The sequence below is a fragment of the Prevotella sp. P4-67 genome (genome assembly GCF_002251325.1).
Taxonomy (GTDB): domain Bacteria; phylum Bacteroidota; class Bacteroidia; order Bacteroidales; family Bacteroidaceae; genus Prevotella.
In genome coordinates this window covers 147,043-172,405 of record NZ_NPJL01000033.1, presented here as the reverse complement: position 1 = coordinate 172,405, position 25,363 = coordinate 147,043, and the positions used below count along the sequence as shown (strand labels likewise).

28 protein-coding genes and 2 pseudogenes are annotated in these 25,363 nt (G+C 46.6%); 9 read left to right on the top strand and 21 right to left on the bottom strand.

All coding sequences use genetic code 11. The annotated features are described in order from the left end of the window. Positions 1 to 111 precede the first annotated feature (111 nt). From CIK92_RS05635 to CIK92_RS05615, 5 genes are all read left to right on the top strand, one after another. Positions 112 to 1,710 carry an ABC-F family ATP-binding cassette domain-containing protein gene (locus tag CIK92_RS05635; protein WP_094388430.1) on the top strand — a complete coding sequence of 533 codons (1,599 nt, stop codon included), beginning with the start codon at positions 112 to 114 and terminating at the stop codon, positions 1,708 to 1,710. A gap of 118 nt (positions 1,711 to 1,828) precedes the next feature. Further along, positions 1,829 to 2,353, top strand: coding sequence for a flavin reductase family protein (locus tag CIK92_RS05630; RefSeq protein ID WP_094388448.1), 525 nt, complete (start codon positions 1,829 to 1,831; stop codon positions 2,351 to 2,353). 11 nt (positions 2,354 to 2,364) lie between these two features. Next, positions 2,365 to 2,766: an FKBP-type peptidyl-prolyl cis-trans isomerase gene (locus CIK92_RS05625; RefSeq protein WP_094388429.1), complete on the top strand. Its 402-nt coding sequence runs from the start codon at positions 2,365 to 2,367 to the stop codon at positions 2,764 to 2,766. Next, entirely contained in the window at positions 2,766 to 3,143 is a 378-nt protein-coding gene (locus tag CIK92_RS05620) for a rhodanese-like domain-containing protein (RefSeq protein ID WP_094388428.1), read from the top strand. The genes CIK92_RS05625 and CIK92_RS05620 overlap by 1 nt, the downstream gene beginning before the upstream one ends. Beyond that, a complete protein-coding gene (locus CIK92_RS05615) occupies positions 3,140 to 3,409 on the top strand; it encodes a DUF1294 domain-containing protein (RefSeq protein WP_094388427.1) in 270 nt (89 codons plus the stop codon). Before CIK92_RS05620 ends, CIK92_RS05615 begins: the two co-directional genes overlap by 4 nt. Before the next feature lie 19 nt (positions 3,410 to 3,428). On the opposite strand, the gene CIK92_RS05610 is transcribed toward CIK92_RS05615, so the two are convergent. Further along, the gene (locus tag CIK92_RS05610; protein ID WP_094388426.1) at positions 3,429 to 4,010 is read right to left on the bottom strand and encodes a hypothetical protein; all 582 of its coding nucleotides are present in this window, start codon (positions 4,008 to 4,010) and stop codon (positions 3,429 to 3,431) included. A gap of 196 nt (positions 4,011 to 4,206) precedes the next feature. Between CIK92_RS05610 and CIK92_RS05605 the strand changes: the two genes are divergently transcribed. Both CIK92_RS05605 and CIK92_RS05600 read left to right on the top strand, forming a co-directional pair. Further along, entirely contained in the window at positions 4,207 to 5,736 is a 1,530-nt protein-coding gene (locus tag CIK92_RS05605) for an AAA family ATPase (RefSeq protein WP_094388425.1), read from the top strand. After that, positions 5,729 to 6,895 carry a hypothetical protein gene (locus CIK92_RS05600; protein ID WP_094388424.1) on the top strand — a complete coding sequence of 389 codons (1,167 nt, stop codon included), beginning with the start codon at positions 5,729 to 5,731 and terminating at the stop codon, positions 6,893 to 6,895. The genes CIK92_RS05605 and CIK92_RS05600 overlap by 8 nt, the downstream gene beginning before the upstream one ends. On the opposite strand, the gene CIK92_RS13725 is transcribed toward CIK92_RS05600, so the two are convergent. The 11 genes and pseudogenes from CIK92_RS13725 to CIK92_RS05550 form a co-directional block, all read right to left on the bottom strand. After that, complete coding sequence (locus tag CIK92_RS13725; RefSeq protein ID WP_153093198.1) at positions 6,847 to 7,002, bottom strand: hypothetical protein; 156 nt, start codon at positions 7,000 to 7,002, stop codon at positions 6,847 to 6,849. The two genes, CIK92_RS05600 and CIK92_RS13725, sit on opposite strands and share 49 nt — an antisense overlap. A gap of 21 nt (positions 7,003 to 7,023) precedes the next feature. Then, on the bottom strand, positions 7,024 to 7,572 hold the full coding sequence (locus tag CIK92_RS05595; RefSeq protein WP_048317548.1) for a hypothetical protein: 549 nt from the start codon (positions 7,570 to 7,572) through the stop codon (positions 7,024 to 7,026). Positions 7,573 to 7,591: 19 nt separating this feature from the next. After that, positions 7,592 to 8,818, bottom strand: a complete 1,227-nt coding sequence (locus CIK92_RS05590) for a relaxase/mobilization nuclease domain-containing protein (protein WP_234187748.1) — start codon at positions 8,816 to 8,818, stop codon at positions 7,592 to 7,594. Positions 8,819 to 8,853: 35 nt separating this feature from the next. Then, on the bottom strand, positions 8,854 to 9,249 hold the full coding sequence (locus tag CIK92_RS05585) for a hypothetical protein (RefSeq protein ID WP_049129886.1): 396 nt from the start codon (positions 9,247 to 9,249) through the stop codon (positions 8,854 to 8,856). A 230-nt stretch (positions 9,250 to 9,479) separates the two neighbouring features. After that, positions 9,480 to 10,322, bottom strand: a complete 843-nt coding sequence (locus CIK92_RS05580; protein WP_048317554.1) for a hypothetical protein — start codon at positions 10,320 to 10,322, stop codon at positions 9,480 to 9,482. Between the two features lie 97 nt (positions 10,323 to 10,419). After that, positions 10,420 to 10,869: a helix-turn-helix domain-containing protein gene (locus CIK92_RS05575; protein ID WP_048317556.1), complete on the bottom strand. Its 450-nt coding sequence runs from the start codon at positions 10,867 to 10,869 to the stop codon at positions 10,420 to 10,422. Positions 10,870 to 10,894: 25 nt separating this feature from the next. Further along, positions 10,895 to 12,034: a site-specific integrase gene (locus CIK92_RS05570; RefSeq protein ID WP_048317558.1), complete on the bottom strand. Its 1,140-nt coding sequence runs from the start codon at positions 12,032 to 12,034 to the stop codon at positions 10,895 to 10,897. Between the two features lie 339 nt (positions 12,035 to 12,373). Beyond that, entirely contained in the window at positions 12,374 to 13,099 is a 726-nt protein-coding gene (locus tag CIK92_RS05565) for a helix-turn-helix domain-containing protein (RefSeq protein WP_048317560.1), read from the bottom strand. A 231-nt stretch (positions 13,100 to 13,330) separates the two neighbouring features. Beyond that, positions 13,331 to 14,755, bottom strand: a pseudogene (locus CIK92_RS05560) (conjugal transfer protein TraG); the annotation flags it as partial. 106 nt (positions 14,756 to 14,861) lie between these two features. Next, positions 14,862 to 15,164 carry a DUF4133 domain-containing protein gene (locus CIK92_RS05555; RefSeq protein ID WP_094388423.1) on the bottom strand — a complete coding sequence of 101 codons (303 nt, stop codon included), beginning with the start codon at positions 15,162 to 15,164 and terminating at the stop codon, positions 14,862 to 14,864. 26 nt (positions 15,165 to 15,190) lie between these two features. Beyond that, a pseudogene (locus tag CIK92_RS05550) lies at positions 15,191 to 15,286 on the bottom strand (DUF4134 family protein); the annotation flags it as partial. 395 nt (positions 15,287 to 15,681) lie between these two features. Between CIK92_RS05550 and CIK92_RS05545 the strand changes: the two are divergent. Together CIK92_RS05545 and CIK92_RS05540 are read left to right on the top strand one after the other, a co-directional pair. Beyond that, complete coding sequence (locus CIK92_RS05545; protein ID WP_006743465.1) at positions 15,682 to 16,182, top strand: nucleotidyltransferase domain-containing protein; 501 nt, start codon at positions 15,682 to 15,684, stop codon at positions 16,180 to 16,182. A gap of 11 nt (positions 16,183 to 16,193) precedes the next feature. Beyond that, the gene (locus CIK92_RS05540; protein ID WP_006743466.1) at positions 16,194 to 16,943 is read left to right on the top strand and encodes a nucleoside phosphorylase; all 750 of its coding nucleotides are present in this window, start codon (positions 16,194 to 16,196) and stop codon (positions 16,941 to 16,943) included. Positions 16,944 to 17,211: 268 nt separating this feature from the next. Here CIK92_RS05540 and CIK92_RS05535 read toward each other — a convergent pair whose 3' ends face one another. The 9 genes from CIK92_RS05535 to CIK92_RS05495 all read right to left on the bottom strand — a co-directional run bounded on the left by CIK92_RS05535 (position 17,212) and on the right by CIK92_RS05495 (position 25,307). Continuing rightward, a complete protein-coding gene (locus CIK92_RS05535; protein ID WP_094388422.1) occupies positions 17,212 to 17,829 on the bottom strand; it encodes a hypothetical protein in 618 nt (205 codons plus the stop codon). A 17-nt stretch (positions 17,830 to 17,846) separates the two neighbouring features. After that, the gene (locus CIK92_RS05530; RefSeq protein WP_254046001.1) at positions 17,847 to 19,031 is read right to left on the bottom strand and encodes a hypothetical protein; all 1,185 of its coding nucleotides are present in this window, start codon (positions 19,029 to 19,031) and stop codon (positions 17,847 to 17,849) included. 50 nt (positions 19,032 to 19,081) lie between these two features. Further along, positions 19,082 to 19,480, bottom strand: coding sequence for a hypothetical protein (locus CIK92_RS05525; RefSeq protein WP_094388420.1), 399 nt, complete (start codon positions 19,478 to 19,480; stop codon positions 19,082 to 19,084). 288 nt (positions 19,481 to 19,768) lie between these two features. Further along, positions 19,769 to 20,596 (bottom strand): hypothetical protein, encoded by an 828-nt coding sequence (locus CIK92_RS05520; RefSeq protein WP_094388419.1) that lies wholly within the window; start codon positions 20,594 to 20,596, stop codon positions 19,769 to 19,771. 67 nt (positions 20,597 to 20,663) lie between these two features. Then, positions 20,664 to 21,914, bottom strand: a complete 1,251-nt coding sequence (locus CIK92_RS05515) for a site-specific integrase (RefSeq protein WP_006743468.1) — start codon at positions 21,912 to 21,914, stop codon at positions 20,664 to 20,666. Positions 21,915 to 21,951: 37 nt separating this feature from the next. Next, positions 21,952 to 22,266: a hypothetical protein gene (locus CIK92_RS05510; protein ID WP_006743469.1), complete on the bottom strand. Its 315-nt coding sequence runs from the start codon at positions 22,264 to 22,266 to the stop codon at positions 21,952 to 21,954. A 12-nt stretch (positions 22,267 to 22,278) separates the two neighbouring features. Then, positions 22,279 to 22,599, bottom strand: coding sequence for a helix-turn-helix domain-containing protein (locus CIK92_RS05505; protein WP_006743470.1), 321 nt, complete (start codon positions 22,597 to 22,599; stop codon positions 22,279 to 22,281). 148 nt (positions 22,600 to 22,747) lie between these two features. Next, entirely contained in the window at positions 22,748 to 24,010 is a 1,263-nt protein-coding gene (locus CIK92_RS05500) for a site-specific integrase (RefSeq protein WP_006743471.1), read from the bottom strand. A gap of 124 nt (positions 24,011 to 24,134) precedes the next feature. Further along, positions 24,135 to 25,307 carry a site-specific integrase gene (locus CIK92_RS05495; protein ID WP_094388418.1) on the bottom strand — a complete coding sequence of 391 codons (1,173 nt, stop codon included), beginning with the start codon at positions 25,305 to 25,307 and terminating at the stop codon, positions 24,135 to 24,137. Positions 25,308 to 25,363: the final 56 nt, after the last annotated feature.

Genomic DNA, 25,363 nt, shown 5'->3' with positions numbered 1-25,363 from the left:
CTGACATGGCAAAATCCTGAGCAACTTTTTGTTGCTCAGGAACTTATAAAGAAAGTTAAACTAAAGTGCTGCGGAATTAAGGTTTTATATTATCATCAATAGCAAATAGTTATGAGTCTACAAGTACAAGGCTTGTCGTACATCCATCCCAATAAAGACATACTGTTCCAAAACATTAGCTTCTCTGTAACTTCGGGAGACAAACGCGCCATTATAGGGAATAATGGCATAGGTAAATCGACACTTCTAAAGATATTGGCTGGCAGACTTGCCCCGTCGGCCGGTACAGTGCTGTGCGATGACCGTCTCTATCTCGTTCCTCAGCATTTTGGTCAATACAATGATCAGACAGTGGCAGAAGCATTAGGCCTTTCGAAAAAGCTTCAGGCACTGTCTGCCATCTTGGGCGGACGAGGGACAGAGAATGACTTTGCTGTTCTCAATGACGAATGGGACCTTGAGGAACAGATATTAGCTGCCTTCACTAAATGGGGCATAGACTATATTACTCCGGATATGTCTCTGGCCTCACTTAGCGGAGGGGAGAAGGCCAAGGTGTTTCTTGCAGGAATCGAGATATTCAAGCCTGACATGATCCTGATGGACGAGCCTACCAATCATTTAGACATGAAAGGCCGGGCCCAGCTCTATGACTTTGTCCAGAAGACGAACAGCGCCACAGTCATTGTCAGTCACGATAGGGCTTTGCTGAACCTGATGCCGGGCATCTTTGAGATGTCATCCACTGGCATGCAGTTCTATCCAATGAACTACTCTCAATACAAGGAGACTGTTGATGCAGAGTATGCCGCTAAAGTCGCAAGTCTTCAGAACGAGCAGAAAGAACTGAAGAAAGCTGAGAAATTGGCACAGAAGACCATGGAACGGCAGCAGAAACATGCCTCAAGGGGAGAAAAGCACAGTGCAGGACAGGGTATAGCCCGCATAGCCATGGGGAACAGACGTGACAGCTCGGAAGCAGCAACCTCTCATCTGAACAAAGTTCAGCAGGAGAAACTGCAAAGGATGAGTCAGGAGGTACATGAGATACGGGCATCCATCAGCGATGACAAATCCGTGAAAATCAATATCAGCAATTCTGATATGCATGGAAGCAAACGGCTGATAGAAGCTGATGGCTTAACTTACAGATACGAAGGGCGGAATGTCTTATGGCAGGATGATCCATTGAGTTTTTCAATCTCAAGCGGCGAGCGGATCTGGCTTCAAGGTGATAACGGAAGTGGCAAAACTACATTGCTCAAACTGATTGCAGGTTCCTTACAGCCCACCACTGGAAAGATATGGCGAAGAGGTTCATTGAATATCTTGTATCTCGACCAGGAGTATTCCTGTATTGACAATGACAAGACCGTATATGGTCTGCTGGAAAGCTGCAACAGTAAGAAGCCCGAGCATGAACTGAAAATGCTTCTCAACCGCTTTATGTTTACAGCTCAGACGTGGGATAAGAAATGCGTATGCCTGAGTGGCGGCGAGCGGATGAAACTGGCCTTGTGCTGTCTGCTCATCGCAGAGAAGGCTCCGGATATCATCATCGCTGATGAGCCGACAAACAATATAGACATCTCCTGTATGGATATATTGGCTGACACGTTGAAGAATTATATCGGGACATTGCTCATCGTCAGTCATGATGAACAATTCATTCATGATATTGGCATCAAACGGATAATCAGTATTCATTAAATCTTCTTTATGAACACTAAAGCAACGGCAAGAAAATATTAATTTTAGCTATCATATTTTTCCTTGTCAAATGAATGTTGTAATTTTGACATCGATAAACAAAAGAACTACGAATATGTTGAAAGAAGTTAGCTATAAGGATCTGAAGTTCAATCCGTTCAGACTTATCGGTGATGAATGGATGCTGGTAACCGCCGGGAATGAGAAAGACGGCTGCAACACGATGACAGCCTCATGGGGCGGTATCGGATGCCTGTGGGGTCACAACGATCCGGTGGCGACCATTTACCTTCGCCCGTCGCGATACACGAAGGAGTTTGTTGACAAAGAGGATCATTTCACGCTCTGTGTCATGGATAAGTCGTTCAAGAAGCAGATGGCTTATATAGGCTCTGTGTCGGGCCGTGATGAGGACAAGATAGCAAAGACAGGTCTGACACCAGTCTATGCCAATGGTACTACCTACTTTGAGCAGGCAAAGCTCGTGCTTGTATGTAGGAAAATGTATGCCCAGGAACTCAAGGAAGAGGATTTCTTCTATAAGGAGACTGTGGATCAGAGTTACCCTCAGAGAGATTTTCACACGATGTACATCGGCAAGATAGAGAAGGTGCTTGTCCGCGATGATGAATACCTCGGCTGAGGTCATGAGCTATGAGCAAAAAGACAGAATACAAGCAGAAGAATGAGCGGTTTATGCTTGATCTTCAGAATAAAGAGGGCATTCATAAGTTGCCGAAAGGGATATTGTATGAGGTGGTGGCTGCGGGTAGTGGAAGTCAGCATCCCGGCCCTCGCAGCATTGTGACGTGCAACTATAAGGGTTACCTTATCAACGGGCATGTCTTTGACGACAGTTGGCAGCGTGGTTATCCTGAGGCTTTTCGGGTAAGCGACCTCATTGAGGGCTGGCAGATAGCCTTGCAGGCCATGACTCCTGGGGACAAGTGGAAGATCTACATTCCTTATCAGATGGGTTATGGCATACGGACGGATGGTGACATTCCCGGCTGTTCTACGTTGATATTTGAGATGGAACTAATAAGTATTGCATAATGAAGAAGATAATTGCTCTTTTGCTTGGTTTGCTTGGCCTGACAACCAATGCCAGTGCACAGTCTGACAGTATCAAGACTGTTGATGCTGCTCAGTTCGCAGAATTCATCAAGTCTGACTCCGTATTCCTTGTAGACGTCCGCACGGCTGAGGAGTATGCTGCCGGACATATCCCTAATGCCAAAAACGTTGATGTTCTGAAGTCAGACTTCAAGGATCGAGTAGAAACTTTGTCCAAGAATAAAGAGATTGCAGTCTATTGCCGTTCCGGCAAGCGTAGTCTCATGGCTGCCAACACCCTTGCTAAAATGGGATATAAGGTTATCAACCTCCGTGGCGGATGGAAGGAATGGCAGCAATTCATTCAAAAGAAATGAAGGAGTTCAGCATATATTTGCTCATTGTCAACATCTTTACCTTCATCGTATATGGTGTTGACAAGCTGAAGGCCAAGGAACATTGGTGGCGCATCTCCGAAGCGACACTGCTGTTTCTTGCTGTCGTAGGCGGCAGTGTCGGAGCATGGGTAGGAATGAAGGTGTGGCATCATAAGACGATGCACAAGAAGTTCAAGTATGGAGTGCCTATCATACTCCTCCTGCAGGCGGTACTCTTCTGCTATATCGAATATAAATGCCATTAGGAGGAGGCTGAGGTACAGATCAAAGGGCTGCTTCCGTCTCTCTTACAAAGTCTGCACAGAAGGTGACCTTGCCGTCATACTCCTTTACGAGTGGTATGAACAGCATGCTGCTATGCGACTTTGGGTCAGCTATCAGGTAATGTTCAGGCTTGTCGATACCCTTCAGAGCACTTTTGATTGCCGTACGAGTTTTTGAGATGGCATTATTGAAGAACTGCTGGAATGTCTCATCAGACTTCGATTCAAGCTTAGCGATATCGAAGTTATTATACAGGACGCAGCCCACATTGTAGTAGTTGTCCAAATGATCCTGTCTGACACTGCTCCGGTTGATGCCGTTCTTTGCCATGAGCAGGAGTATATAGAAGATCTTGGCACTGCGTTCCTTGAAGTCTACAACATGACGGCTTCCGTCGCCGTCGACAATAACGACATCATACCTTCCTCTTACACCTCTGCCAATGCTGTTTTTTACAACCTCAATGGTACACAGTGGCTCGGGGCTGGCATCCCGGAGCATGTAGGCGAGCAATGCTTTGTCCTTTTCTTCTGGAGTCATGTTCTTGATGCGGTTAAGTAAGATAGTCTTAGTGTCTGTCATGGTGTCGATCGTTAGTATTACTACCACAACTATAGTGCTATTTATATAATAGCGCGCAAGTTTTATACGTATTATTTCTCAAGACGCTTTATTTTGAGGCCTTACCATTGCTGATAATTCAGAAATTGTGTATCTTTGTAAAAGCATATATAGTATTGATAGGTAGAATTTCATTGAGTTCGGGACATAAATCAGTATGATAAAGAAACGGATAGAACAGCTTCTCGATGCACTGAACAAGGGCATCTATGAGAAGGAAAACGAGTTAGCCTTGTCACTGTTGGCAGCTGTGGCCGGGGAGAGCATCATCCTGCTTGGCCCTCCGGGTGTGGCAAAGAGCATGGTGGCACGAAGGCTGTCGAAAGCTTTTGCCGGTGCCCGCTCTTTTGAGTATCTCATGTCGAGGTTCTCTACGCCCGACGAGATCTTCGGTCCCGTGAGCATCAGTAAACTGAAGGACTCCGACGATTACGAGCGTGTCACCGAAGGCTATCTCCCTACAGCCGATGTCGTCTTTCTCGATGAAATATGGAAAGCCGGACCGGCGATCCAGAACACCTTGCTCACGGTTATCAACGAGAAGGTCTTCCGTAACGGCAACCGACTTGTCAGCCTGCCGCTGAAACTGCTCATTGCAGCCAGCAACGAGCTGCCGGCACAGGGCGAAGGACTGGAGGCGCTTTGGGACCGTCTCATCATCCGCCTGGAAAGCAAGAGCATCAAACAGGACGATAACTTCGACAAGATGCTGCTGGATGATGGCAACGAGGAAATCACTGTCCCTTCTGAGTTACTGATAACCAATGACGAATATACCAACTGGCATAAGAGAATCAGTAAGATTGGCGTGAGTCAGGATGCCCTTCATATCATCCATCAGATCCGCAAGTCACTGCAGTCCGTTGCCATTGATGGTACCGATGAGCGCCGGTCCGTTTATGTCAGTGACCGCCGCTGGAAAAAGATCGTCAACCTGCTTCGTACGTCAGCCTTCCTTCAGGACAGAGAGTCGGTGGAGCCGGAGGATCTTCTGCCGGTTTACAACTGTCTGTGGCAAGAGCCGGAGGAGCGGGATGAGATACGGCGTATCGTCATCCGTGGAACCTTCATGTCCTTCAGTGAGCGCTTGGCGAAAATGAAAAAGGCATTGGGGAGAGATATCAAGATTGCCCGGGCTGCAAGAGCAGCCAACCGCATCTCCAGTCGAAAGATCGAGCGTGATGCGGATAAGAAGCTCTATGATGAGTTCTATTACAAGCTTGTCGGTTACCCGGAGGGTGACTGCTATATCATGGCCTGCGACTATCAGAGTCTGCCACAGCATGGTACGGATGAACTGGATATGGAGGGTATTCTTTATCAGGACAGCAAGCGTAAGAACGTTAATATTCTCCGCACCTATGACGGCTCCTTCGGTGCTCCGCTTGGTAGTGCTCCCGTCATGCTCAACCGTGATGACGACCATGTCTATATTCTCGGTGACTGCTATGCCATTGAGAAGACGAAAGAGATGAAGCTCCCGTTAGGGGCAGAACTGCAGGACATCGGACGCAACTACGAGCAGGAGATAGACGCTCTCGCTGATGACCTGAAGGAAATGGAGAAACGTATCAGCGACAACCTCTTCATTGCCGAGGACGACAAGAAGAGAGTGGGGGAGTACGTAAGGGAAATCTATCGTGATGTAGCATTCACGCGACAGGACACACAGAAGCTCTATGACTGATTTATCTGATCATCTCAAGCTGGAAGACAGTGACATGCTCACTGCCGGAGAGAAGTACTTTGCACGGTTCACGCAGAACTACAGCGGGAACAGCAAGGAACTGTCTTATTACTTCAGCATGCTCAACTATTTTTGTGAGACCGGAGAGATAGCCGGACAGGGAATTGCATGGCCCGAAGATGAGCCGTGGCGCGAGTACAAAGACCCGATGCTGCAGTATCTTGCCAGACTGATGAGTGATCCGGAGGTGAAGGTCCGAGTACTCTCGAGCCAGATGTGTGTCAAGATCTTTTTTACCACAGTAGGACGGTTTATTGTTGATTGCATGCACCACCAGGCGTTTCTCTCACAGACAATGCGTGTCGAGGCAAATAAGATGGGGGAGGTGGAGAATCTGAGTCAGGGAAAACAGGATCATTGGCAGAAATGGATTTCTTCCATCGGTGAGAAACATGAAGACGATGGCTTCGACGGTGAGTTCTACAGGCGTATGTTCAGTGATCAGATAACTCAGGAGAAAAAAGACAAGCTGCTTGACGACTGGGGCAAGAGTATCACCGAGCATCTAAGGCAAGAGGAAGAAAAGCATATTGCCGGACGCGGCACCAATATGAAGCAGAATCTTCAGCGGATGTTCGAAGATGTCCACAAGACGCTGAAAGACGAGAGCGTCAGCGACGAGCAGGCTGTACAGGCATGGAAGATGATGGATGGCAGGTGGTCGGAGTCTGAGTTTATGCGCCGGCTGAGTCTTATCCGTTTGCAGGACCGCTATCCGCAGCTTCATGAGGCTGTGATGAAGTTGGGACGTGTGGCTGACAGCAGCGGCCGCGACCGTCTGGCTGTGAATGAAGGCAGCCGAATGAAGATCAGTCACTCCTCGGGCAGCGACATTGAGGGTATTACTATTGGCAACGACCTGAACAGTCTTTTGCCGATAGAACTCGCCACCTATGCCGACAAGGACATGGAGAATGTATTCTATTATCGCTATACCCGTCACCGTCTTCAGACATTCGACTACAAGTCAAAGATGTCGAAACCGACCCGCAAGCTCAGTTTCCAGTCAGCCCGTCGGTTGGCTGCATTTTTTCTGTGTGCAAGGATGGTCTATTCGCCACCGATGGAGGGGCGGTTAGCACCGCTCGCCTCCAGATAGTCGTTTACTGCGTCACGCATGGTGAACTCTCTCATGCCTGTCTTTGCCCAGTAGATAAGGGCATCAACAGCGGCTTTTCTTGCCTTGCTGTATTCGTTGTCTGTCATGATTCTGATGTTTTGAGTTTTCTAAAAAAGTGTGATGCATATCCAAATGGTGATTTCAACAAAGATGATAGACCAACTTAGGAAAGCCAAGCCGAACATCCAGGCATAGGTGCTACCGTTGAAGTATGCACCCTCCTCGATATTGCGGATTCGTTTAAGCTCTTTCTGCTGGTGAGTGAACAGGTCGTTTATCCGCTTCTCATGCTCGTCAAGGGCTTGCTTGAAAGCAGAAATGGCGGTGTTGTTCCGCTTATCCAACTGGGCAACTCCTTCATCGTTGATGCCGACTTTGAGGTTGCTCTGCTCTGCCTTGACTATGGCATGGCATATACTATCCACGATGTTGTCCGTGCTCCTGTGGGCAGCCATAAGTGCCACTTTCGTTGATTCCAACCTCCGATAGGCATTGCCCAGTTCCTCCTTTGCCTCATAGAGTGCTTTCTTGGCTGATTCAATCTCTTTCAGGGTCACTTTGATTTCTTCCTTGCCACTCTCGATGTTCTCGTCCTCCTGCATCTGATTGTACAGGTTAAGCACATCCTGTGTGGCATCTTTCTTGTTTCTTCCCATACCGTTCTTGTTTGAAAAGTTATCGTTTCATGCCTCTCTTTATCGGCTTGCAGAGTGTGTTTGCTTGCATTGCGCAACGTCTTGCCCATTCACGGTCATCATCGTCCTTATCACGTCCCCAGCCACTGCCAGGACTGCCACCGCCACCACATGACTCAGACATCGATGTGGCAGCATCAAGGTAGTTCATGAAGAGCAGCATGGCTACATTCAGAATGTCAGTGTGGCTTGCGGATCCATTCTCGGGAACTTCGATACAACTGTTCATCGTGTCGTAAGCAGTTCTCGGCATGACTATGCTGAAACGCTCACCATCGACTTCAATAATCTTTCTCAATCCGGCAGGAAGGTCAGGTTTGGCAACATTGCTTGTACGAGACAGACCACCTTGCGATGCCGTATTTCTGCTGTCCAATGTGGTAGCGTTTGAAACAGAAGGAGAAGGTCTTTGACCAACTGCAACAGGTGTTGGCTGAGGGTGCAGCTTGCGGAAGGTATTCCCGATTTTCGATGCGGTGAGATTCCTTCCTACACCCAGTTCGGAAGCCTTGATGGTAGTTTTTCCGAACTTGAAGCGGTAGCCATGCACCCTGCCTTGACCATTCTTGTCACGGATAAGCTCGATGTCATATCCCTTTGCCCTCAATCGGTCGGCATATTCATCCCAATCAAAGAACGGCATTGAACGCAGCACATCCATACAGGCTTTGGTCACCTCTGCAATGCGTTCCTGACGAATATCCATGGCATCCTTCCAACCATGACGCTGATTGATGGCTTTCGCAGCCATCACGGCACGCTCACCGATGAACTTCACATCATTGAGATTACCGTCCATGTCGATGCGGTTCACCACCAGATGCAGGTGGGGAATGCCACTCTTGGAGTCACGGTGAAGGGCGGCAAAATATTGTGAGTTGGCTATGTTGGTCGGCTTGACCGAAGTTGCAGCCTTGCCTTTCTTCTTGCCGATGTGGTTCACCTTGGAGATACCATCCATCTCACGAATGAACTCGTCAAGGAATCTTCTCCAGTCCTCCATAGTCCAGTTACGTGCCTCCTCCTCAGATGGGGAAAGCTCAAAGCGGATGGACGTCAGTTCGATGGGCTTCTTGGCATACCTCTGCTTGAACATGGACTGATGCAGCACCATCTCGTCCCACATGCCCATCGGCGGCAGACCCTCGCTGAGATGGTTGGTCTTGACGATGTCCGCGCGATTGTTTTTGGTTGCGTAATTGGTCATTGCCTGACCATGCTGAATTGCTGACGCTTTTGCTATCATAACATATCCAAGAATTTGTCTCTAATGCGGCTCAATTCCTCTATCAGGGTGTTGATGCCTTGAAGCCAACGTTCCATGAAGTCGGCTCTCTTGAAGAGTTTTAGTCTCTCGGTCTGTGGCAGGGCATGAAGCGCATTGCGCACATAAACCAGTTCAGACCTTGCCCCGATTAAGCCCTTCAAGGCTTCCTCCTGCTCTGCGGTCATGGGTAGGGATGGCTTGTGTCCGATGCCTAAGTCATGAAGATATGTGCTCTTGCTCCTGCCTGACAGTCGGGCATTATGTACTACCAAGTCGTAGTGTTCTTCTGTGAAACGAACGTCAATGTGTCTGGTCTTCGGAGGTCTCTTCTTTGAGGTTTTCTCCGTGTTGTTATTCTTGTCTTTTGTCATTGTAGATGGGGTTTATAAAGTTTATACTTGATATAACAGGACAGCCAATGTGAGCCTGCGAACATTCAAGAATGCCAGTAGGAAGCGGTGGGCGAAGCGAAACCGTCTGACACTGGTACTTCTTGTTTAGACCTCCGAAAAAAAACTACGGCTAATAGAGGTAGCGGCTTCTGGATAGCTTGCCTGTCGGGAACGTCAATAGTCGAAATAAGGGAAAAGTAGAGATGACATCATGAGTGACTTGGGGTGATATGCGCGCCATGTCTCTCCGTGTGATCCTCGCATCGTCCTTCATGGGGCGGTGGCTGCAAGAGGTTGCCCTCGTCATCATAGACAGGAGACGGCAGCAACTCAATGGGTGATGCCCCTTCTCCTTGATTGCAGTCATCTTCTGACGGCTGTCCAACCTCATACTCAAAATGGTCATCACCTTCCTTTTCCCTTTGTTTGAAGTCTTGTGGTATCGGAGAAGGATCTGAAAGTCCATCCCCGATAACATGAGAATTAACGAAAGGGGAAGAGGTATTATAAGAGGCAGGAACATGGGGCTGCAGAATGTCAGTAGTGGCAGGATTGACGCTGCTGTCTTTCTGCTGACCTATGCCATTGGAAAGATTGCCTTCCGAAGAGCAAGCGGTATCGGATGGGACATTGGACACCGATTCCTCTTGGGTGGCGGAAGTCACGGATTGACGGTTGTAGAAGGGGTTCTTGATGGCTTCCTTGATGCCGTCAACGTACCAGAAGGCGATGCATAGTATCGTATGTATGGAGGTGCGGTTGTTCCTCTCGGTTGAGAGGATGCCCACCTGATTGAACAGTTCCACCACCTTTGCCGCTGTCTTGCGGTCACACTTCCAAAGGGCAGACAGCTCAACGGTAGAGATGGCAAACTGCCCGATGGAGAGAGAAGCGGAGAAGCCTGTCTTCAGATAAACACTTGGCTTGGTGGATGCCATTGATACAAAAGTGCCGAAGGCGGTCATGCGGTGGAAGCCCTGCCTGTCATCCTTCAAGAAATCGAGCTGTTCCTTGGTCAGCAGGATTCCGTATTTTATGCTTTGGTTACTCATCTTGAAAAACTGATTATTAGTGAAACGGATTACTCAGCAAAGAAAGAATGAATAGTTTCTCTTTCCCCTTTCGTAAAAAGTAGATTACATGATTCTCTTATCCGTCATGCCATTCTTCCCCATCAGGATTTTTCTCGCCCTTGACCCTCTTCATGGAGGCAGGCTTGTTCTTCTTGCTTTTCTGCAACATTGCCAGATGAGCCTCGAAGTCTGCCTGTTCCTCCTGGGTCGATTCGTAAGGCTTGTCCCATGAGCCACCTGCCTCAATCCATTTTATCAGCTGGTCTTTGAAGAAGTAGAGCGTGTTCCCTCTCTTGTAGAAAGGAATGCGCCTTTCAGATGTGTAAGCATAAAGCGATGAGACTTTCTTTCGGACGAAGGCACTTGCCTCTCTGATGTCCATAAGAACATGGTCATTCTCGCTCGGAGCATTGCCTATTCTCTGACCAATGTCATCAAGACGAGTCATCATCGTATTGACCTTTGTCAGAAGTTCGCCAACTGCACTGGGCAGTTGGTCGAACGATAATGATTTGTTTTCTTCCATTTGTTATCCTGATTATGTTTTTCACTTATGTCTGGTCACTCTCTTCCTTTGTTGGTATTTTGAGCGAGATACGTTCTGCCGCATCACGTTTGAGTTCGTCCACCACATCGGCATACACCTGAGTAGTGGCAAGATTGCTATGGGTAAGCAGCTTGCTCACGGTGTAGATGTCCGTTCCCTCTGCCAACTGCAAGGTGGCAAAGGTATGACGGAAGCAGTGGAAGGTGATGTGTTTCTCGATGCCGGAAGCCTTTATCCACGGTTTGAGATACAATGCCACTGTACTGTTCGTGAGATTCTTGAACACCTGTCCAGTGCTTCGCTCGCCACAGAGCTGCAAAGCCTCTTCGCTGATAGGCAGGATTGCAGCGGTGGAAGTCTTCTTTGTGATAATGTCCATTCCCCAGCCGCCATCAGCCAACTTGACGATATTCTCCCACTGGAGTCTGATGCAGTCAGAAAGGCGAAGACCTGTAAGGCAGGAGAAGAGACCTGCACGGCGAAGGACATCACTCTTGCAAGGAGTCTGAGACAACTGCAACAACTCTTCCTTGGTGAGGAACTGCCGCTTGTTGCCATGAGCCTTGGCACGCACAAGTTTCTTGGCGATATTCTCTTTGAGCAGTCCGTCCTCGTATGCGATGGCAAGGATGCACTTCAACTTGGTAAGGTTGTTGTTGGCTGTTGTTCCCATCATGCGCTTGCCGTTGTGCATACAGGCATCCGACAACAGGTAGTCGAGGAATCCCTGGCAGTACGGAACGGTAAGGTCGCAGAAGCGGCACTCGCCATGCGTGTAATTGTGGAAGTGCATGTAGGCGGTTGCCCAGTTCTGGCTGCTGCCACGCTCAATCATGAGGTTCTTGAAATATTCCAAGAAGCTCTCCTTGCCCTTGTTGCGGTCGAGGAAGCCATACTCCTCATTGATGATGGACTCAGTCCTGCGGCACTTGATGATTTCCGCTTTCTGAATCATACTTTTGTTGTACTCCTGCTGAAAGCGTTCAACAGGGTTGGTGTAGATGTAAAGACCAAGGTACTCCCTGCGTGAGAGCTTGCCTGTCTTCGGGTTGCGGATTGGAGGATAGAAATCCAGATAGAGGGAAGTCTGTCCGTTCTTGATAGGTCGTTTCCGCACGGTGACCTTTGTACAAATGTTCGTCATATTGTTATTCTTTTATTATTCTTACCGATGTGTATCTGTGGATGCGAATAGCCATGGTCGCAACGCTTTAACTCTCAAATCCGATGCAAAGTTAGATTGCCGTGAAAAGAGAAAAGCAAAGATGGCTTCAAATACAGCCAGAATTTAACCTGAATTTGCTTTTGAGTATGATTTTACGCTCAAAATCAGACTAAAAGCAGGTATTGGATGCGTTTTTTGTCTTATATCCGTTACTCTGCGTTGTGGGTTTGTTTCGACCGACATGGATGGGTGCTGCATAGCAATTGCAACGGCATGGGTCGTATATGAGTTTGTTTGAACCATCTCTTGACTTGTGTCTCACTTCCGTTTTGCCTTGGTCGTAGTACTGCTTTTCTCTGCCTTCTTGCGTGCAGCCTCCCAGTCTGCTTTCAGATAGTAGTTGGCTCTTCCGCCTTTGAACTTTCGGATTCTCACTCCATGGGTCTCCGCAAATCTGCGTACCTGTGTCTTGCCTAATCCGTAGAGTTTCATGATGTCGAAGCAGGTGTACCAGTCATCGGAAATGTTCTTACCCTGTTCTTCATTATAAAGCCCGATAACCCTTTCCACGTCTTCTTTCTTGAAGCAGGTCGTTCCCCATGCGTGAACTGACTGGAGTTGGTAACGATTGCGGACTTCATAGAATCTTCCATACTTGATATTAAAGGTGCTCAACACCTCTGCCATTGTGTAATGGGTGTCGTGGGTTACTCCATCAGGTGCTCTTTCACCAGCCCTGGGAGTCTTGCGACACTTTGCCAACTTGTTGACTGAGCCAGTCTCGGCATCTTTTAGCCTCTGTGCTTTCTTGGACGTTGCTCCTTCTAACGATAGGGAAGAAGGGAGAACCACCTGATAACCTTGTCCCTTGGCTATTTCAAGAAGGTCTTGCAAATAGATCCTGGTCATGCGTGTACCGAAATTTACGGCTCTTAGCCTGCCTTGACGAATAAGACTGCGTACTGTCTTGACGCTGATGCTTACTGCCTGCGCTGTTTCCTCTACGGACATCAGCACGATTGGAATGCGAGTTGTAGTATTCATTTTTACCGTTATTTTTGAATTTTGCAGTGACTCATGGGGGATGGTCCTTGACGGAAACTTTTAAGAGGAAACAAGGGGAAATAAGAGGAAATAAGAACCCTCATTAAGAACCGTGTGTCCCTCTGCCCATGGTACAACCGTGGTACAAAATTACTATAAACGGATGAAACTCGCAATAGGCGGTTGGAGCGTTATGTTAATGAATATGTATTGAAAATGAGCTATTTATGACGTTTCTCTAAGTTTTGTTTGGAGTTCTTTTCGATGCGTTTTAGTCCATATGACATGCATGTGGAACGACTTACCGCTACCAGATGGGCCAAGGCAGAAAAAGTTTGAGTTATCCGTAATCTTGTTTTTGCCTTCCTTGCCGCTGATGTCAATGGCTACTGGCACACCTTGCCTGTCCGTATAGTATATTTTAAGAGGTGTGTCCTCACTGTGCTGAATATGCTCCTTGTACATCAAACAAGCAGCAGCATCGCTCAAAGTGAGGAAACGGTCATAGTCCTGGTTCATTCCATAACAGTTGCCGGGGAAGGAGTTAACGAACAGCTCCAACTGGTTATAGGCTCGTTTGCTGATATGAATGCCAAGGCGACCAAAAGCATTCTCCAGATGGTTCGTACATTTTTGAATGTCGGCATCCTTGGGAACACCTACAATCAAATTGAAATGGGTATATACAAGCTGTTTGTTCTCTCTGGCTATAACATCCTGAACCTTCTTGATGTCCTCAACAGCAATCAGATTACTTGGATTGGGCATACTGGAATGGCGGTTCTTCTTTTTTTCCAACAATGCCAGTTCACGTTTTTGATTAGGCATGAAGAACATCTGGTTATAGACAACCACGTCTGCTGAAGGGATGCTGTCAACCAAAGACACAAGATCGACAGGCATAGCGACGTTATTCACTTCAATATTGGTGAACGGCCTGACAATCGAAGGGATGTTGATGCAGTCCACGTCAACAAGGCTATACACCTTGCATCGACGATCGCCCATGGAAATGGTCTCGTCATCGACCTTGAAGTTGGTCATCGACACAATCTTGTCGTTAAAGTTCATAGAGAAATAGCGGTCAACATAAAGACGCGCTTCTTCACCACCCAAATAGGTGGAATCTACACCGCTGTCCTTCAGGAGGTCTTTAACCTTGCGAATCTTTACAAGGAAATCTCGCCATTTCTTGCTGTCAAAGGACAATAGACGGCTCTTTTTGTTCTCCTGAGTGATAATCAGATAAGTCTGGCTGTCTGTATAGGTACGGCCAGTAAAGTATCGGAAATAGCTTTCAGAAAGAAACTCATGATTATCTGAGGTCTCATCCTTGAACTGCTTCCTGACAAACACATCCTGCTTGTGTATGGCATAACCTTCTCCAAGCGTCTGTGCAATAGCCGTAAGCAAATGAGTGAACTCATAGTAGCTGTCAATATTGGCTGAGTACTTTTGAACGGGATTCTCAATCTTGATTATAGCCGAATATTCACCAGTCTTCGTGTAGAGAACACCAATACCATCTACATCCTCGATGGAGAAGTAGATGTCCTGGAATATCTTCTTGCGCTTACCGCCAGTTCCAAAGGCATAGACAGAAATGGCCATGCCTATGAGTATCGCGGTAAATGCTATGATGACATATAGAATCATTCTTATCTCCAAATTAAGGCAGACTCACCCTGTCGAAGGGGCGAGCCTACCGATTACATTTATTCAGATTTCAATACACTTGCTCATTAACTACACTCGATGAAAATTACATTCTTCGTGAACAAGCGTAGATAAACACACCGTGGTCTTCTTTCTTTGTGTGCAGACCTTTCTTCTGTTTGAAGAAGATAAGTCCGGCACCAGTGCAGAGAGAAACAGCAAGAACAATCAGACCAACAACAAATCCAAAGATGCAGTAGGCAATGATGAAGCCAAGAATGGCACCGCCAACAGCGCAAGCTGCCCATGTGATGTAACGCCCTTGGATGCCCATGAACTCCAGAGGCTTCTGAAGTCCCTTGAACATTGGGTAACTGACATATTCGTTGTGTTCTGTTCCTGCTGCCATAGTGTGTATCTACGCTTGAATCTGGTTTAGAGACCAAAGAAGAGAGGCAGAGCCTGTGCAGCTGCAACGAGGAAGATGCAAGCACCGACAACCATCATAATCTTCTTCTTGAGAATCTGCTTCCGAATTGTAAAGTGCTGAATATCAACACTCCCAAAAAGCAAAAAGTACCAAAAGAAACAAACTGGAAACAAAAATTTCAAAAACCCCAAAATGAAAACATCTGCTTAACATATCTTAACACGGAAATGAACGGAAATTTTCATTTTCTATCATTTTGTGCTGCGTTCCTGAAGGTGCAAAATCAGGTATTGTGAACCTTATTGTCGTTTCAGCAATCAGGTTGAAAAAATGGCTTTAGTTGGAAAAATGTGCACGAAAAGTGGGCTTTTCAGGTGGCATTTTATAGTATTTTCTGCGAAAATACAGTTGTATGTTTAACTTTCTACGTATAAGTCTCTTTAGTCTCACGGAATTTTATTAACTTTGCACCAAAGTTTATTTTAATTGCAATTTTATGGTCACTTATTTTGATGCATGTGAGATTCTTGAAATGCTGTCTGAAGCATCTGTAAAGGTGTTTCTGGACGGCGGTTGGGGTGTCGATGCACTTATAGGCAGAGAAACAAGAATACATAACGACATCGATCTGTTCGTAGAGAAGAAAGACTATGGTAAGGCCATATCCGTGATTACCTGGAAGGGATACAGAGAAGTTGTAATGGACTATACGACCGATAGCCATACTGTCTGGAAAGATGACAACGGAAGAATAATCGATCTGCATTGTTTCGAATATGTCGAAGATGGAATTCTATATGACGGATACACTTTCCCAAGCGAAACTTTCTCAGGTAAAGGAAATATCGGGAATATTGAGGTAACATGCATAAACCCGGAGGCACAGGTACAGTTCCATCTTGGATATGAATACGATGAAAATGATGTCCACGACGTCCTGTTATTATGCAGAACTTTCAATCTTGAGATACCGGAGCAATATAAAACTCACATCTGATTCAATATGCTATGATTACTGATAGTTATGATATTGAAACTGAACCAATGATCAATCTGTTTGATTTCTACGGCAGACGTGGAGATTTTGCAGATATATGCCTGATAATATTCTCGAAGGAGATTCATCGGCATTTACTTGATTCCTACGAATCTGAAATTATTGCAACTATGCCGGCTTGCAATGGCGATACGCATATCTATAAAACAACTTATAAAGGAGTTACGATAACTTTCTACCTGTCAGGAATAGGTTCAGCAGTAGCATCCTCTCAATGTCATCTTGCAAGCTGGCTAACTGGAGCATCAAAGTTCATTATGTTCGGTTCCTGTGGCAGTCTTGACCGTACAACCACACAAGGTAGATTTATCATACCGACACAAAGTTACAGAGGGGACGGGTGTTCATATTATTTTGCAGCACCATCCGACTATATTGATATAGCCGCAAGCAAGGAACTTTCCATAATTTTCGACAAATTATCTGTACCATATATTACAGGTAAAATATGGACGACAGATTCGATGATCAGAGAAACAAAAGGACTTGTACGCAAACGTATGGAAGAAGGGTGCATCGCTGTAGAAATGGAATTGGCTGGAGTTCAATCTGTGTGCGACTTCTACAATTTGAAGTTGTATGCTTTTTTTGAAACAGGTGACATTTTGGATACAAATGGATATGAAGCCAAAGGCTTGAACAATGCCAACCATAGTTTAAACAAACTTTATATTGCTTTAGAAACGGCAACCTACATCTGAAGTATATCAGAATTGTAAATTCCCATTTAGCGGACTATATAAAAAGTATTCCATAACCATCTATACGTGGTTTACGGAATGCTTACTTTATAACAATTAGGTTTACACTCGTTTATTTTGACGGTGCAAAGTTACTCATGCTATCTGGCTCCCACAACGGGCAATAGTGCACATTTTCAAGAAAATGACGTTTTCAAGAAAAAAAATATCCCTACAAACTTAGACTATGCCAAGTTTCGTAGGGATTTTGGAGGGTATAAACATTAGATTACTTTGTCCAGTGGTAGTGACTGTCGAGCATCAGGAAGATAGCCAAGCCGAAAATAACGAGTCCAAGGACAAAGAAGAACCAGAAGAAATACTGCACATAGTGTCCGAGGTAGGTTCCGTCGTACTCCTTGTACCTTTCCTGAACCCTTCTACGTTCTTCATAAAACATTTGATTGACCTCACGGATATGCTTCTGCATCTGAGTGGTCATCCATTCATGTTGTTTGTCGAACATGTCCTGAATCTTCTTCCAGTCAACATCATCGACTCTGACTGAAACCTTCAACTTGATTGGGGCATCCTTCAGAACATTGTCAATGTGGGTATTGATGGTGTCAACCTTACCACTGATAGTGTCAACGGCATTGCCAAGAGCAGTCTGAGCTGAATTGTACTTACGGATGGCAGACTCCAGTTGAAGAGTTGCATTGATCCAAGTGTTGGTCGCTTTGTCAATGTTCTCACTCAACTGCCTGAGTTCAGGCGCACGACTGACAACAGCATCCTCGGCATCATGCTCTTCAATCTCTTCCTGGACTTCGTTCATCATGTCATCGAAGTCAGGCTTCTGCTCGTCATCTTCGATGAGTTCTTCTACATGTTTTGTTCTTCTCATTGATATGTAGGATTTGTCTAACGGTGGAATGAACGTCTTTTCTGCGGTGGCTTGCACATTGAATGAGCCATCTGGAGGCATCTGCGAGCCCTCTCACGCTCGTCTTCGTCATCATCCTTGCCCCAACCAGACGAAGGAGCAGAACCACCACCGCCACAAGATTCGGACACTGTTGTTGCAGCATCAATCATATCAAGGAAGAGAAGCATACCAACATGAGAAATGTCCTCTCTTGCTGCAGTCATATCAGAGTCAGGAACCTGAGCCTCATTGAGGAAGATGTCCTTGACCGTGTTCGGAATCCAGATTCTCTTCATTTCACCGCCAACGTTGAAACTGAAAGCAGTCTTGGTAGCAACAGGCAATGGCTTAGAATTGGACTGGGTAGGTTTCGTTGTTTGAGCAACTGGGCGAGCAGGGCGAGCCGGAGTGATGGAAGGTGAAGCAGGTCGCATCTTGACCTGAGTAGGCTTGGGATGCATCTTCTTCCAAGTGGCTTCAAGCTGTGATACCATGAACCTTCGACCGATGGCAGAAGCCTTGAATACTGAGGCATTTTTGCCGATGGTATAGCCCACAAGTTTGCCATTAGTATTGTCATACTTGGGCTTGACCTCATAGCCCTTCATGCGAAGCAAATTGAAGTATTTGTCAATGTTAAAACTATCCATCTTCTGAAGGGTATATTCGCAAAACTCCGCAATCTCATCCTTGCGCATATCACGAACCTCCTGAGGTTGCTCCCAACCATGCCTTGCATTGATAATTTCCGCAGCCTTCATTGCTCTGATGTGAACATCGTGAACATCGTTGGTCTTGCCTTCATTATCCACACGGCAACAGTCAAGATGCAGGTGAAGTGTTCCTGACTTGGAATCCCGATGCAAGGCTGCAACACTCATAGAATTGCGGAAATTGGTCTTGACCTTTTCCTTGAAACCCTTGGGTAAAAGTCCGACTGAATCCAAAGCATCCAAACCTTCATCAGCGAGGTTTGCCCAGTCATCCAAGGTGTAGTTCTCAGACTCTTCCTTGGATGGGGAGAGTACAAACGTGGTCATGAAGCGTTCCAACTTTCGCCCAACAGTCCTGTCCTGTTGATGCAACTGGCAGTGATGCTTCATCCGATACCAGATTTCATTGGCATCGAGATAGTCAGGCATGTGGTTTACCTTGACCACGGTTGCATTCTCCTTCTCCATTGCGTACCTTGCGGCATTGCCGCCATAGGCTACTGGTCTTGCGAGTATGATCATTCGTCTTCTTGAACTTTGGTCAGTACAGGAGAAGTAAGGTTGTCTTCAATGCTATACCAGTGTTTGATGAGACGTTCAACGGCTTCAATCCACCACTTCATGAACGTTGCAGATCTGAACATCTTCTGCTTTTCCTCGGGTGAAGCATCGTGCAACTTGCTGCGGACTTTTATCAAGTCGGTACGTGCCTCAGTCAGAGAGTTAAGGGCTTTGCTTTCCTCTGGAGTGAGTCGCTGACGTGGGTGATGATTCAAGCCTGTTTCAACGAGATACTTGCCAATGCTGATACCACATTCCTTGGCGAGTTTCTTCAACTCCTTCCAGTCCTTATCGGTACAGCGGAAGGAATGCACCCTTGTGGGTGTCTTCTTGATAATCTTCTTTTTCTTAGCCATATCTATGAATAAGATTAAAGGGATGAAAATAAATCAGTTAAAAAGAAGGACATAGGTCTGCGAGCCTGCGAGTAGCCCGAGAAACTTTTAGGACTGCATAAATTTGGTCACAAATAATGTAGTACAAAAGGATTTCTCGAAAAGTACCTCTTAAAAATCGGTCCTTTTACCTGCTAAGTTCCCGTCAGGGCTTAGAAGGTCGTTTCGGCTTGCCGTATCGTCCTGTATCGGTAAACGTCCTTTGGGATGGTTTGGCGGTGCAGGTCGCATTCCTGAGTCCTCAGACGGCTATTTGTTGCCGTTCTGGTGGTAGTAGCCGTTAGGCTTCTGATAGCCGTTGTTAGGCTGTCCTTGGTTGCCGTTAGGCTGTTGTGGCTGCTGTCCTCCCTGTTGTGGTGGAGTCTGCTCGTTCACCTTCCCTTCATTCTGCTTGCCATCGGCTTCACCTTGGGGCGAAGGGCTGTCAGCAGACTGAGGGGAATTGTTTTCAGGAGGTGATGGTGACTTGTTGCCATCTGCTCCAGACTTACCCACATTGCCACTATCATTAGATTGTGGTGATTGGTGCGACACATTGCCAGTTGTCTGAGGATTGTTGCCCTCGGCAGAGTCATTGGATTTGTCATCGGCAGAAGCAGAACCTTCCTTGTCCTTCTTCTTGTCATCAGGATCCTCAGTGATGATGACCTTGGAGGCAGGAACTTCCGCATGGATGATTGCCGTACTGTCGTTATTGCGCTTTAAGGCAAAGGCATTCGACACGAACTTGGCATCAACATACCAGCCTGAGAGACAATGAAGGGTGTAGATGCGGTTATCTTCCACTTCCTGAGAAGAGAAAATGCCCACAGCCTCCATAGCATCCAACAGCTTTGGAACCGTCTTGCGGTCTTTGTCCCAGAGTTTGGCAAGTTGGGTATTGTCAACCATAACTTGACCTGCCAAGATTTCTACTTGCTTGGTCTTGCTGATTTGCACAAGTTTTGGAACTGGCTCGGCAAGATCCACAAGCGACATGAAGCATTCCATACGGTCAATCTTGTACTTCTTGCTTCGAAGATGCTTCAACTGCTCTTCAGAGAAAGTGAAGCAACGATGTAATTTTTTATCGTCCATAGTCTATGATATTATTGAAATGTAACCGAATAAAGGGAAAAGGAATATGCCATCAAAAAGAAGAGAATCACTGGATAAGTTCAACCAGGGATTTCTTCATGTCATCATCAATGACTCGGTATCGGGCAAAAGCAACGCTGCCTTTGGCATGACCAGACATAGAAGCAACCAAATCAGGGTCTTTGACCATGCGGTAAAGATTACCGATAAAAGTCCTTCGTGCAAGATGAGAGGTAGCCACATCTGAGATTGGCTTCTTCTCTTCAAGCCGTGTCTTAGGGTTAATCACAGTGACAACACGATTTACCTTGGCACGCTTCAAGATTCTACGGATAGCATCGTTGAACTTGAAGTTATAATGCTTGGGGAAGATTGGTTCATCATCACCATGGTCATGGCCATCAAGGATAGCCATAGCCTTGGGGATAAGAGGAACCCTTACAACGTCACCTAACTTGCCCTTGGTCTTGATGGGGATATATTCCAGAACACCGTCAATAATGTTCTTGGGGGTGAAGGTCACAAGATCACTATGACGGCATCCGACCATACACTGAAACACGAACATATCACGATACTCAGCAAGTTCTGCATCATCCGTTAGGTCTGCATCCAGAACTTGGTCACGCTCCTGAATGGTCAGGAAATATGGAGTGCCATAGAGTGCCTTGGGCATGTCATAGCCAAAGAAGGGGTCATTGTTTGTGACTCCCTGCTTTCGTACCCAGTTGCAGACGGTACGCATCAAGGTCATGTTAGTGACGATGGTATTCATAGATATGTCATAGTCAGAAGACAGGAAATCCGCAAACACACGAAGATCATCGGCAGTCATGCTGTCAATGTTCATCGGGTGTTTGTGTTCATCCTCAAAACGAGTAACCTTGTCAATCAGGCATCGGGTGTTGCACTCCTGATGCTTGCCGAAATGCTTGTTCTGAAGGTACCTCTCTGCCCAGATGACAAAGGATTTGCTTACCGCCATGCCACTGCCCATGCAATAGGCATTGGGGTGGTGATAGGCAAATATCAGTCGTCTTAGCCAGTCGGAGTTTGCTCCGATATAGTATTCCCTGGTTATGATACCTGTAATCTCCTTGACCTGTGAGTCAAAGAGGTTTCTGGTATCGTCATCCACAAGATTGACACGGCTCTTGTAGCCCTGTCGTTCTTGGCTCCAATGATTGGGATTGATCTGAAGTTCGCTTGCGCACTTGACATCAAGCCCTTTGTCACGGACACGGAAGTACACCGAAGCACGGCTGTCAAGGTCGTTCTTCGATGTATCTTTCTGACGTATGTAAGCGGTAACTCTCATTGATATGTCTATGATATGACAAAAGGGAAAGAAGAAACTATCTGCGGAAATGCAGGTGACGATGCTCGGGATAGTCCGAAGCAATGTCCTTCAGCTGCTGTTCAAGTCGCTCGTTCTGGTATGGAGTGAGCGCATGGATAGCCTTGATGCAGACACTCTGCACAAGCAGGGTTCGTCTGCCGATAGTGTTTTCTTGGTCAATGCCCTTGTTGGCATGTGAAATCTCGCACAGTTCATTGAAGGCATCCTTCATACTGTGATAGCCTGTGCCATCCTTGGCATAGGTAACGGCAAGGCTGGCTACCTGAGCCAGTTTGTCGTTGTACTGCTGTTGATTGAAATCCTGATTCATAATACTCATTGATTAGTGGTTGGCAAGTTCATTCAGCTTCTGGGCTGCTGCCTCCTTGGTCTCAGCCTCAGACATGCTGCGGTTCTGACGCATCCACTTCAGAAGTTCAGCCTTCTCAAAGTAGATGAGTTTGCCGTTTGGACGGAAGAAAGGAAGCTCATGACGATGGGTCATCTTGTAGAGACTGCTCTTTGATATACCCATGAAAAGGGCTGCTTCTTCAAGTGTCAATACCTCCTTGGCTGCGCTGAGAGTGTTCTCCAGAACCTCGATGCGATGCTCAAATGACTCTACCTTCAAAAGAAGAGTCTCGTTGTCAATAGTCTTATTCATAATCTTGATATTTAGTTGTTTACGTTATCCTGAATGCTTGGTTTTGAGATAGCAAGCCCCTAAGGGTAGCGGAAACCACTACCTTGAATCAGGGCACTGCTTTTGATGAAATGAAACTGGTTGTTATCCTGAATCGGCTCGTTAGCCGTTATTCGTTATCCTGTATATCTATGACCTTGCGAGGGTGCGTGTTGGTCGCTGCCGTTCGCTTGGTTCGTGGAATCTTCTTGTTCTCGGTGTGTGGCTTGCGACTCCTGAATACCGTCTTGGTATTGGAGATAGCCTTGACCTTTTCCTCAGTCAGCACGTCTGCATAGACTGCGGTTGATTTGAGCGACTTGTGACCCATGAGTTTCTTGGTGGTCTCGATGTCACCAGTAGCCGCTTGGATCAATGTGCCAAAGGTATGTCGGGAGGTATGGAAGGAGATTGTCTTCGTGATACCTACCTTCTTGGCTATTCGTTTGAGAGCTGCATCCACATTGGCATGGGCAGGAAGGTGGAAAACCTTGTCATCCTTCTTGGGTGGCATCCATGCTTCTGCGGTTGAGCAGATTGGGACGGCATTGAGTTCCTTGGTCTTCTTCTGGACGATTACAAGTGTGTTCGTTACCTCGTTCCTCATGATGTTTGACCATCGCAAAGCCCTTATGTCGCTGATGCGTAGTCCTGTAAGGCAAGCGAAGCCAAATGCCAACTGGGTTTCCCTGACTCCGTTAGTCTCTTCGGATGCCATGAAGAGTTTGAGTTCATCGGGTGTAAGGTACAGCTTGTGACCAGACTTTGGCTTGGAGATTGTGTCTTCCTTCTCCAACTGATAGAAGGGGTTTGCCTTCAACTTGCCAGTCTTGACTGCCTTGTTGAATACTGCGACAATGCGTTGCTGCATGTTCCGCAAACTGGCATTACTCAACGGCTTTGCCTTGACTCTCACATACTTCTGAGGTACATAGTCATTCTTCAGCCAAAGAAAGAATGCCTTGAACCATGTCTTATCGAACTTCATCAGAGTGATGTGCGGTCTGCGTTTGGCTTTCAGAAACTCCTTCATGCGTTCTTGAAGGTATTGAGTCTGCTCGACAGTCCTCTTGGAATATTCGGGATTGCCGTCCATCCACTCCATGTAAGTCTGGATCCAGTCAATGACTTCGGGTGAGTCATCGTTGGGAATGTCGGGTACAACCATCAAGTGACCTTTCTCGGGAATGGTCTCGGGATGAAGGACGCGCTCGGCACGAATCTCCTGCGCACGTTTCAAGGTAGCCTCGTTGCGTTCCTTTGTCTCTTGGTTAATCTCAGGGATTAGGTAGAGGGAAAGGAACTCAAACTTGCGCTTGCCATTCTCATAGATGTCAAGATACAGGCTCTTGTTGTCGTTTTCAAGGTCTTTTTGTCGAAGTGTGATGGTCATATCAATGATTGTTATAATTGGTTATACCACTGGGGTGAAACACCACCCTGGTTTATCAAAGGGGGTGATTTCAAGTCACCTCCCTTAACTCTTTGAAGGGGGGGGTACTTTCAAAGTACATCCTTTACTTGAACATTCCATCAATGAGGTTGATGGCTTCCTCCTTCTTCTTATCTACGATTTTCGCATAGATTTCAGTGGTCTGAATGTTGGTGTGACCCATCAACTTGCTTGTGGTGAACAGGTCTGCGCCAAGTGTCAGCATCATTGTTCCGAAGGTGTGACGTGAACAGTGGAAACTGATGTGCTTCTCTACACCTGCTGCCTCTGCCCATTTGCGAAGGGCTCTGCCTATGACGGTCTGAGTAGTTGGTATATCAAAGAAGGGAGTTGTTATTCCCTTTGTTTTTGGTAACCAACGCTTTGCCTCTTCCGAGAGTGGGATGATGACAGGCTTCTCAGTCTTCTGCATTTCCATGTCAATGTACTCGCCCTTGCCGTCAGGAGTCTTGAAAATGTGAATCGGTGCAAGTTTGTACATGTCACTGAGTCGCAAACCAGTGAAACAAGCAAAGATGAAGGCTTGCTTGACCTCTGGGCGGTAACTGTCGGTTGCCATGAGGGCTTTAAGTTCCTCAATGGTAAGGTATTCCTTCTTGCCATCCTTTGGCTGAATGCGCTCCTTGGCATCCAGTTCCTTCATTGGATTGTTTCGGATGATACCTTGACGGACGGCATTGTTGAGAGTAGTCGAGAACATGCCGAGGTAACGGCTTGCCGTGTTCTGACTGATAGGTCTTGGCTCAATGTACTTGCAGTGTGAGTTTGGGAAGGTGCGAAGGAACTTCACATACCCACGGCAGAAATCAGCATTGACCTCTTCAAGGGTGATGAAGGTCTGATTGGACTCTTCAAGATATTTCTCCACGGTGTGAAGCATTTCAACACGACAATGGAGGGTTGACTTCTTGGTGCTGATTCCACCTTCACAATACTTCTTGATCCATCCTGTCAAGAGTTGAGAACCCTGCTTGACGGTTTCCCAGTCTTGCACTCCGTGACCATGGAGAGCCTTGATGCGCTCTGCCTTGATACGTTCTGCGAGTGCCATCGTTTCCTTGTTCTGCTCCTTGCAGAGTGGATTGACCTCAGGAATGATATAGAGTTTCAGATACTCATACTTCCTGACTCCCTTCCAGTAGATGTCAAGATAGATACTCTTGTTGCCATCTGCGAGAGGTTTGAGACGAATCTTAATCGGCTCCTTCAGTTTGACTTGTTTCTTTGGTCTTGCCATGCTTGTTTATATTTTATTTTGGTAATTTACTCCCGAAAGAAGGGAAAATGAATTTT

What these genes read in the sequence shown, in the direction of transcription:
- CIK92_RS05635 (WP_094388430.1), top strand. Translation starts at nt 112, where the DNA reads ATGAGTCTACAAGTACAAGGCTTGTCGTACATCCATCCCAATAAAGAC.
- CIK92_RS05625 (WP_094388429.1), top strand. Translation starts at nt 2,365, where the DNA reads ATGAGCAAAAAGACAGAATACAAGCAGAAGAATGAGCGGTTTATGCTT.
- CIK92_RS05620 (WP_094388428.1), top strand. Translation starts at nt 2,766, where the DNA reads ATGAAGAAGATAATTGCTCTTTTGCTTGGTTTGCTTGGCCTGACAACC.
- CIK92_RS05615 (WP_094388427.1), top strand. Translation starts at nt 3,140, where the DNA reads ATGAAGGAGTTCAGCATATATTTGCTCATTGTCAACATCTTTACCTTC.
- CIK92_RS05610 (WP_094388426.1), bottom strand. Translation starts at nt 4,010, where the DNA reads ATGACAGACACTAAGACTATCTTACTTAACCGCATCAAGAACATGACT.
- CIK92_RS05605 (WP_094388425.1), top strand. Translation starts at nt 4,207, where the DNA reads ATGATAAAGAAACGGATAGAACAGCTTCTCGATGCACTGAACAAGGGC.
- CIK92_RS05600 (WP_094388424.1), top strand. Translation starts at nt 5,729, where the DNA reads ATGACTGATTTATCTGATCATCTCAAGCTGGAAGACAGTGACATGCTC.
- CIK92_RS13725 (WP_153093198.1), bottom strand. Translation starts at nt 7,002, where the DNA reads ATGACAGACAACGAATACAGCAAGGCAAGAAAAGCCGCTGTTGATGCC.
- CIK92_RS05595 (WP_048317548.1), bottom strand. Translation starts at nt 7,572, where the DNA reads ATGGGAAGAAACAAGAAAGATGCCACACAGGATGTGCTTAACCTGTAC.
- CIK92_RS05590 (WP_234187748.1), bottom strand. Translation starts at nt 8,818, where the DNA reads ATGACCAATTACGCAACCAAAAACAATCGCGCGGACATCGTCAAGACC.
- CIK92_RS05585 (WP_049129886.1), bottom strand. Translation starts at nt 9,249, where the DNA reads ATGACAAAAGACAAGAATAACAACACGGAGAAAACCTCAAAGAAGAGA.
- CIK92_RS05580 (WP_048317554.1), bottom strand. Translation starts at nt 10,322, where the DNA reads ATGAGTAACCAAAGCATAAAATACGGAATCCTGCTGACCAAGGAACAG.
- CIK92_RS05575 (WP_048317556.1), bottom strand. Translation starts at nt 10,869, where the DNA reads ATGGAAGAAAACAAATCATTATCGTTCGACCAACTGCCCAGTGCAGTT.
- CIK92_RS05570 (WP_048317558.1), bottom strand. Translation starts at nt 12,034, where the DNA reads ATGACGAACATTTGTACAAAGGTCACCGTGCGGAAACGACCTATCAAG.
- CIK92_RS05565 (WP_048317560.1), bottom strand. Translation starts at nt 13,099, where the DNA reads ATGAATACTACAACTCGCATTCCAATCGTGCTGATGTCCGTAGAGGAA.
- CIK92_RS05555 (WP_094388423.1), bottom strand. Translation starts at nt 15,164, where the DNA reads ATGGCAGCAGGAACAGAACACAACGAATATGTCAGTTACCCAATGTTC.
- CIK92_RS05545 (WP_006743465.1), top strand. Translation starts at nt 15,682, where the DNA reads ATGGTCACTTATTTTGATGCATGTGAGATTCTTGAAATGCTGTCTGAA.
- CIK92_RS05540 (WP_006743466.1), top strand. Translation starts at nt 16,194, where the DNA reads ATGATTACTGATAGTTATGATATTGAAACTGAACCAATGATCAATCTG.
- CIK92_RS05535 (WP_094388422.1), bottom strand. Translation starts at nt 17,829, where the DNA reads ATGAGAAGAACAAAACATGTAGAAGAACTCATCGAAGATGACGAGCAG.
- CIK92_RS05530 (WP_254046001.1), bottom strand. Translation starts at nt 19,031, where the DNA reads ATGGAGAAGGAGAATGCAACCGTGGTCAAGGTAAACCACATGCCTGAC.
- CIK92_RS05525 (WP_094388420.1), bottom strand. Translation starts at nt 19,480, where the DNA reads ATGGCTAAGAAAAAGAAGATTATCAAGAAGACACCCACAAGGGTGCAT.
- CIK92_RS05520 (WP_094388419.1), bottom strand. Translation starts at nt 20,596, where the DNA reads ATGGACGATAAAAAATTACATCGTTGCTTCACTTTCTCTGAAGAGCAG.
- CIK92_RS05515 (WP_006743468.1), bottom strand. Translation starts at nt 21,914, where the DNA reads ATGAGAGTTACCGCTTACATACGTCAGAAAGATACATCGAAGAACGAC.
- CIK92_RS05510 (WP_006743469.1), bottom strand. Translation starts at nt 22,266, where the DNA reads ATGAATCAGGATTTCAATCAACAGCAGTACAACGACAAACTGGCTCAG.
- CIK92_RS05505 (WP_006743470.1), bottom strand. Translation starts at nt 22,599, where the DNA reads ATGAATAAGACTATTGACAACGAGACTCTTCTTTTGAAGGTAGAGTCA.
- CIK92_RS05500 (WP_006743471.1), bottom strand. Translation starts at nt 24,010, where the DNA reads ATGACCATCACACTTCGACAAAAAGACCTTGAAAACGACAACAAGAGC.
- CIK92_RS05495 (WP_094388418.1), bottom strand. Translation starts at nt 25,307, where the DNA reads ATGGCAAGACCAAAGAAACAAGTCAAACTGAAGGAGCCGATTAAGATT.